Genomic DNA, 6,061 nt, shown 5'->3' with positions numbered 1-6,061 from the left:
CGCGGGCGGCAGCGTCGCGCTGGCGCGGGTGGCTGCGCAGGACCGCCACGTGCCCGGCGAAGAACTGGCGCCGGGACTGTTCCTGATCGAAGCGTTCCTGCCGCAGCCCATTCCCGCCGCGCCGCTGTCGCTGGCCTTCAGCAAGCGTCCACTGGAAACGGTGGCGCCGCGCGACCTGCTGTTCTTCGATACCGAAACCACCGGCCTGGCCGGTGGCACCGGCACCCGCGCCTTCATGATCGGCGCCGCCGACTGGCATACGCACCGCGATCGCGGTGATGGCCTGCGCATCCGCCAGCTGCTGATCACCACCCTGGCGGCCGAGAGCGCGATGCTGGAGGTGTTCAGCGGTTGGCTGTCGCCGGCCACGGTGCTGTCCAGCTACAACGGCCGCTGCTACGACGCGCCACTGTTGAAGACCCGCTACCGCCTGGCCCGCCGCCGCGATCCGTTGTCCGCACTGGACCATGTCGATCTGCTGTTTCCGACCCGCCGTCGTTATCGCGGGGTATGGGAAAACTGCCGCCTGGCGACGATCGAACGCCAGCTGCTGCAGATCGTGCGCGAAGACGACCTGCCCGGCTCGGAAGCCCCGGCGGCCTGGCTGGATTACCTGCGTGGCGGCAGCGCGCGCAACCTGCGCCGCGTGGCCGAGCACAACCACCAGGACGTGGTGACGCTGGCCCAGCTGTTCCAGCGGCTGGTGGCGGAACAACGCAACGACGAGCTGCGATTGGAACTGGAAGCGCTGGTTCCATCGCACGAAACCGCATGAGACCCGGACGGGGCGGCCGGTCGCAGGCTCCTGCCCCCTGCGGCGCAGGCCAGCCGCGGACGCTTACATCGAGTAACGCGGGCCGTGCGGCTCCTGTTGCCGCACGTGCTGCTGCTCTTCCTGCCGGGCTTGCGCGTGGCCGTGGGCCGCAGCGCGTTCGAATGACTGCTCCACCGGCGTGGTGATCGCCTCTGCAGACGGCACCTGCACGCGCAGATGCGCCGGATCATTCAACGCGCCCTGCACTATGAACAGGTTGGAGCCACGGGCATTGGTTGCAGCACCCGTGCTCATCAGCCCATGGTCGGCACGGATGATTCCGCCCGTTTTCGCCTCGGCAAACAGGCGGGCACTGGCGCGATCCGTCGCCTCGTCCGGCACCCGCCCAAGGCTGGCATCCACACGCTGCATGCCTGCATGGAAGCGATATGCGGTGATCTGTGCCAGCGTTCCACCGAGGGAGTGGCCAACCACTGAAAGTGACAGTGGCCCACAGGCTTCCGCGTTTTCCTTTGCATATTCCAACGCGAACTCCGTTGCCTTCATCGCTGCGTTGACCTGGCTATTCCCCCCCGAAAAAAACCATTCCACCGTCAGCGCCAAAACCATCCTTGAACAACTGCTTGTCGAACTCGGTACCGCGATGGGCCAGGATCAACTCACCGTTGTCCAGGCTTTGATACAGAATTCCCTGATAGCCGGACTCATCATCAAAAGCGCGTGACAACCTTGATCTTCTGTCCATCGAGCGCGAACCATTCGTTTTCTTGGCGCGGCCTCTCAGCCTCATACACATCTACGGCCAACCCGGCATTGATGGTCGTGTCCATGTCCGGTCAATCCCGCTTCTGGGCAATCAGCTCGATACCGAAGAGATCTTTTTCATCCACTCTGGCGCGCATCGGCGTGCCCTCGCGGAATGAAGGAACAGACGCGCCGCCGTAAGTCCCTGCGGGATACTGGCGCTTCAGGAATCCCGAGTGCGTGGGAGCCTGCTTCTGGATTTGATCCAGCGACAGGTATTCGACAAATGCACTTTCGGTAGCCGCTCCTGTTGGCCTCAACTCGACCCGTGCCGCCACAAGTCCCACATGGCAGTTCCCCAGACCGAAGTAATCATGGTCCTCGAACAGGTCGGTGTAGATCACGCCGCGCCAGGTACTGGCATCGACCTGCTGCAGTTCGAACGGTACGTTTTCCTTGAGCCGCATGCGCGTGCCGGCCATGCCACCGAGATCCGGCAGGCAGGGATCGGCCAAACGGGTCTCGTACTGCATGAAGCCTTTGATCGATGCGAACGGGCCGGGCGCATCCTTCAGTTTCACCGTGAGTTCGTACGCGGTGGGATGGGGGTTGCGCTTGAGTTCGGGCTGCGGTGGCGCCCGGTGCTTTACATCCGCGTAGGGATTGGATGCGATCGGGTCGGACATCGAACGGGCTCCACAGGCAGTGCCGGAACTGGCCAGGAGAAGTGCCGCGACGGTCAGACAAATCGGCTTCATCGGTCCTCCTTGGCACGTATGAGGATTCGATTTTGCCCAAAGCTGCCAACCCCTGCTTTGCCCGCAGCGCACACTTTGATGCACCGATCGCGAAGAATGGTCATTCACCAGGCTCGGGATCGAGCGGCTCACTTGCGGCCGGGGCAACTGCAACCCGGCCGGAACAAATCACTCTGCCACCGGCGTGCTTTTCATCCGCCACATACAGCCGCCGCGGCAGGCTGACGGCCTGACATATCCCTACTCCCGGAGAGGCCCATGTACCGCCAGCTTGCTCTTGTCGCCGCTGTTCTGGGCATGTCTGCGTGCAGCACCGCGCGCGTTGCCGACGTGCAACCGATTGATGGCGTGATTTCGGGCCAGTGCCATGTCGACAAGGTGCGCGGCGCCGTGGGCCTGGCCGCGTCGCCGGGCACGGTCGAGCGGGCGCGGGTGGACAGCGACAGCCTGCAGGTGAATGTGGTGCGCGGGAGGCAACCCGAAAGCGGCGCCACTTCCAGCGGCATCGTCGATGCCACCCAGGGCGCGCCGGCCGATGGTGGGCCGCACCTGACCATCGAGATCGGCCCCACCAACAACATCACCGCGCTCTATTGCGGCTGAGCCTGCGCGCCGCGGCGGTGGCAGGCGCGCAGCAGCTGCAGGGTCGCCCGCTCCCATTGGCGTGGCCCACGCGGCTGTTCAAATGCCGTCAGCCGCCCCTCGCGCCAGGCGGAAAAAGCGCACGGGTCGATATAGGATTTGCGACACACCGCCGGCGTGTTACCGAGCATGGCGGCCACCGCGGCAATCACCTGGTTCTGCAATGACGCCATCTCGTACTCGCTGCCGCCAGGCGGAAGCGGCAGCTGCGCCATTTCGCGCAGCGCCACCAGCGTCGCGCCCCAGGTGCGGAAATCCTTGGCGCTGAAGGTATTACCCATCGCCTGGCGCAGATAGTCGTTCACCGCACCGGAGTCCACCGGCTGCACCGCATCGGCGGCATCGCGATACTGGAACAGCAGCTGCCCGGGTAATTGCTGGCAGCGCCGCACCAGTTTCACCAGTCGCCGGTCGTCAATCACCGCGCTCTGCTCTTTTCCGGATTTGCCCCGGAATTTCACCTGCGCCCGGCCATCCTTCAGCCATTCAAGATGGCGTGCGCGCAACGTGGTCAGACCATAGGAGCGGTTGCTGCGGACATAGGCGTCATTGCCCACGCGCAGCAGCGTATTGCCCAGCAGCGCCACCACCATCGCCAGCACCTTGTCACGCGGCAAGCCGCTCAGCGCCAGATCCGCGCGCACCTTGCGACGCAACTGCGGCAGCGCCGCGCCAAAGGCGATGATGCGATCGAACTTGCCGGTATTGCGCAGCTGCGACCAGTGGGCGTGGTAGCGGTACTGTTTGCGGCCACGCGCGTCGCGGCCGGTGGCCTGCAGATGACCGTCGGCATCGGCGCAGATCCATACGCTGGCATAGGCCGGCGGGATCGCCAGCGCACGGATCCGGGCCAGGGTGGCGGGATCGCGGACCGGTTGGCCATCGGCGTCCAGATAGCGGAAGCCGCGGCCGGCACGTCGGCGCTGGATTCCGGGCTGGGCGTCGCTTACATAGCGCAATCCGGCCTGGCGCGCGGCACGTGAGGGATCATCGCTGCGGGAAACCGATCCGTTGACCACGCGTGCCCCCCCGAAATGGACGTTGCCGGGATTGTGAACACTGGCGATGCGGCATCCTGTCAACGCTGCGGCAAGCGCGGTGGGCAGACGATATGCTTGCCCGGTCTTCCTATTTTTCTGGAGCTTGCATGCGATTCCCGTCGACGTTTGCCCCCTTGCCGCGCATGGCTTTGCTGGCAGCCGCTGTCTCTTCCATGCTGGCGCTGAGCGCCTGCAGCGGCCCGACGCCGGAAGAACAGGACGAGGCGCTCGTCCAATCCAAACAGGCCGCAGCGGCGGCCGCTGCGCCTGCCGCGGAATCGGCGGTGGCCGCCCCGCCGGTGGGCAGCTGTGACGCCAGCCAGGTGCAGGGACTGGTCGGCCAACCGTTCAACGATGGCCTGCTGGATCAGGCCAAACAGGACGCCGATGCCCACGAGGTGCGCGTGCTCAAGCCCGGCCAACCGGTCACGATGGAATTCATCGGCGAGCGGCTGAACATCGAAGTCGACGAAAAAGGGCTGATCAGTGACGTCCGCTGCGGCTGAATAGAGGCGCGTAGCGCCTTGTGCCGCAATGCGCCGGTTGCCCATGCGACCACGCGTTGCGGCGCCGCAACATCCGTGTTTTATCCGAACCCTCCACCGGCCTTGACGAGCGTTCCAGGGAGTGCGCGCGGACGAGTGTCGCCGCTCACCTGACACCGATGGTCGTCCGAACTCCGCAAGACGAGCGCGCCGCCTGCGGTTTCGGCAGGGTCGCCAGGCTCGACGACCAGCCCTCGCAGCGTCCGGTGGATGCCACCATCACCACACTGTCGCGCTGGCCGCTGGGGCATCCGCTCCGCCTGCTCGCCGCGAACAAAGCAAGGTATGCCATCCAACCTTCCCTCTCCCTGCCGGAGAAGGTGCCCGAAGGGCGGATGAGGGAAGCTTTGTTTATGCCGTGCCAACCTCCCTTCTCCCTTTCGGAGAAGGTGCCCGAAGGGCGGATGAGGGAAGCTTCTTTACTGCTGCCAGCAGCGTATTAGCCGCTCACATCGATCAACGCATCAACACGCGCAATACCCACGGTCTACACTCGGATAACCCAAGCGGAGAAAAGGAAAACAATGCGCATAGGTCTGGCCGCCAATCGTCTGCATCATCAGGATCCCGATGCCGCGCTGTTCCGCTGGCTGCGCGCCAGTGAGCAGGGCATCCGCCAATTAGAAGTGGAACTGCATGTCGTCGGGCGCACCTTTGATGCCATCGCGGCCAGCGCCCAGCTCAACGACTACGCCCCGCTCAAGCGCTATCCCTACGGCCGCGAAGGCGGGCTGATGAAACTGGTGGCCGAAGTCGTCGGCATGGACAGCGGCGAGCGCACACTCGATGGCGCGATCTATCTGATCGACCCGGTCGATCCGTCCTCGATCTTCCCCGAAGCCAGCGCGCTCAAGCGCCAGTGCGTGATTCATGGCAAACCCTTTATCTCCACCGTAGCTTCGGCTCGCGACTGGATCGAAATCGAACGCCTGCATGCCGGCCTCGCTCCTGATCCCGGCGCTGATGGCTTGTTCGCATTCCGGGCACAAACCTTGGCCCTGATCGCCCACGATGCACGCAAGCCGCAGATGCTGGCCTTCGCCGCCGAGCACTTCGAGCTGCTGTCACGTTTTGGCGAACGCATCGGCACCGGCACCACCGGTCAGCACTTGAACGAAATGGCATGGAGTCGCGGCTGGCCCCGTGACCAGCCATGGATCCAGCGCTTCCAGAGCGGACCGCTGGGCGGGGATGCACAGATTGCCGACCGTGTCCTGGACGGCCGTTGCCATCGCGCGATCTTCTTCGAAGACCCGCACGTGGCCCGCCAGCACGAAGCCGATATCCAGTTGCTGGAGCGTGCTGTCACCACCGTGACCGACACCGCCGTATGCATCACCTCGCCGAATGTCGCTGCCCGCTGGGCAGCGGCGGCGGGGTTGCGTGATCAGCGCTGCTGATCCACCCGCTACAACGCCACAACGCACAAAGCCCGGCCAATGCCGGGCTTTTTATTAAACACAGTGATGACGCAGCTGGAGCGCCAGGGTTTACCGGCGCTTTATTCCGGACAAAAGCAAAACCCCGCAGTGTTTTCTGCGGGGTTTTGGGTATAAA

The 6,061-nt window shown here is 64.5% G+C and carries 8 protein-coding genes; 5 read left to right on the top strand and 3 right to left on the bottom strand.

Annotated features, from left to right (window positions below):
- Positions 1–775: ribonuclease H-like domain-containing protein (locus QZH66_RS14260; RefSeq protein ID WP_305806601.1), on the top strand; the 775-nt coding region annotated here is incomplete at its 5' end.
- 63 nt (positions 776–838) lie between these two features.
- On the opposite strand, the gene QZH66_RS14255 is transcribed toward QZH66_RS14260, so the two are convergent.
- Positions 839–1,384, bottom strand: coding sequence for an XVIPCD domain-containing protein (locus QZH66_RS14255; RefSeq protein WP_305806600.1), 546 nt, complete (start codon positions 1,382–1,384; stop codon positions 839–841).
- 227 nt (positions 1,385–1,611) lie between these two features.
- Entirely contained in the window at positions 1,612–2,205 is a 594-nt protein-coding gene (locus QZH66_RS14250; RefSeq protein WP_305806599.1) for a hypothetical protein, read from the bottom strand.
- 330 nt (positions 2,206–2,535) lie between these two features.
- Between QZH66_RS14250 and QZH66_RS14245 the strand changes: the two genes are divergently transcribed.
- Positions 2,536–2,880: a hypothetical protein gene (locus QZH66_RS14245; protein ID WP_305806598.1), complete on the top strand. Its 345-nt coding sequence runs from the start codon at positions 2,536–2,538 to the stop codon at positions 2,878–2,880.
- Here the strand turns inward: QZH66_RS14245 and QZH66_RS14240 are convergent.
- Positions 2,868–3,938 carry a DNA topoisomerase IB gene (locus tag QZH66_RS14240; protein ID WP_305806597.1) on the bottom strand — a complete coding sequence of 357 codons (1,071 nt, stop codon included), beginning with the start codon at positions 3,936–3,938 and terminating at the stop codon, positions 2,868–2,870. The two genes, QZH66_RS14245 and QZH66_RS14240, sit on opposite strands and share 13 nt — an antisense overlap.
- A 194-nt stretch (positions 3,939–4,132) precedes the next feature.
- Between QZH66_RS14240 and QZH66_RS14235 the strand changes: the two genes are divergently transcribed.
- From QZH66_RS14235 to QZH66_RS14225, 3 genes are all read left to right on the top strand, one after another.
- The gene (locus QZH66_RS14235) at positions 4,133–4,465 is read left to right on the top strand and encodes an I78 family peptidase inhibitor (protein WP_345783851.1); all 333 of its coding nucleotides are present in this window, start codon (positions 4,133–4,135) and stop codon (positions 4,463–4,465) included.
- A gap of 245 nt (positions 4,466–4,710) precedes the next feature.
- Positions 4,711–4,947: a hypothetical protein gene (locus QZH66_RS14230; RefSeq protein WP_305806596.1), complete on the top strand. Its 237-nt coding sequence runs from the start codon at positions 4,711–4,713 to the stop codon at positions 4,945–4,947.
- 81 nt (positions 4,948–5,028) lie between these two features.
- Entirely contained in the window at positions 5,029–5,904 is an 876-nt protein-coding gene (locus tag QZH66_RS14225) for a methylglyoxal synthase (RefSeq protein WP_305806595.1), read from the top strand.
- Positions 5,905–6,061: the final 157 nt, after the last annotated feature.

This window comes from Stenotrophomonas sp. YIM B06876, from assembly GCF_030711595.1.
Taxonomy (GTDB): Bacteria; Pseudomonadota; Gammaproteobacteria; order Xanthomonadales; family Xanthomonadaceae; genus Stenotrophomonas.
This window is presented reverse-complemented; position numbering and strand designations above follow the sequence as displayed.

Coding starts and splice junctions, on each gene's coding strand:
- QZH66_RS14255 (WP_305806600.1), bottom strand. CDS start 1,384: ATGGTTTTGGCGCTGACGGTGGAATGGTTTTTTTCGGGGGGGAATAGC.
- QZH66_RS14250 (WP_305806599.1), bottom strand. CDS start 2,205: ATGTCCGACCCGATCGCATCCAATCCCTACGCGGATGTAAAGCACCGG.
- QZH66_RS14245 (WP_305806598.1), top strand. CDS start 2,536: ATGTACCGCCAGCTTGCTCTTGTCGCCGCTGTTCTGGGCATGTCTGCG.
- QZH66_RS14235 (WP_345783851.1), top strand. CDS start 4,133: ATGCTGGCGCTGAGCGCCTGCAGCGGCCCGACGCCGGAAGAACAGGAC.
- QZH66_RS14225 (WP_305806595.1), top strand. CDS start 5,029: ATGCGCATAGGTCTGGCCGCCAATCGTCTGCATCATCAGGATCCCGAT.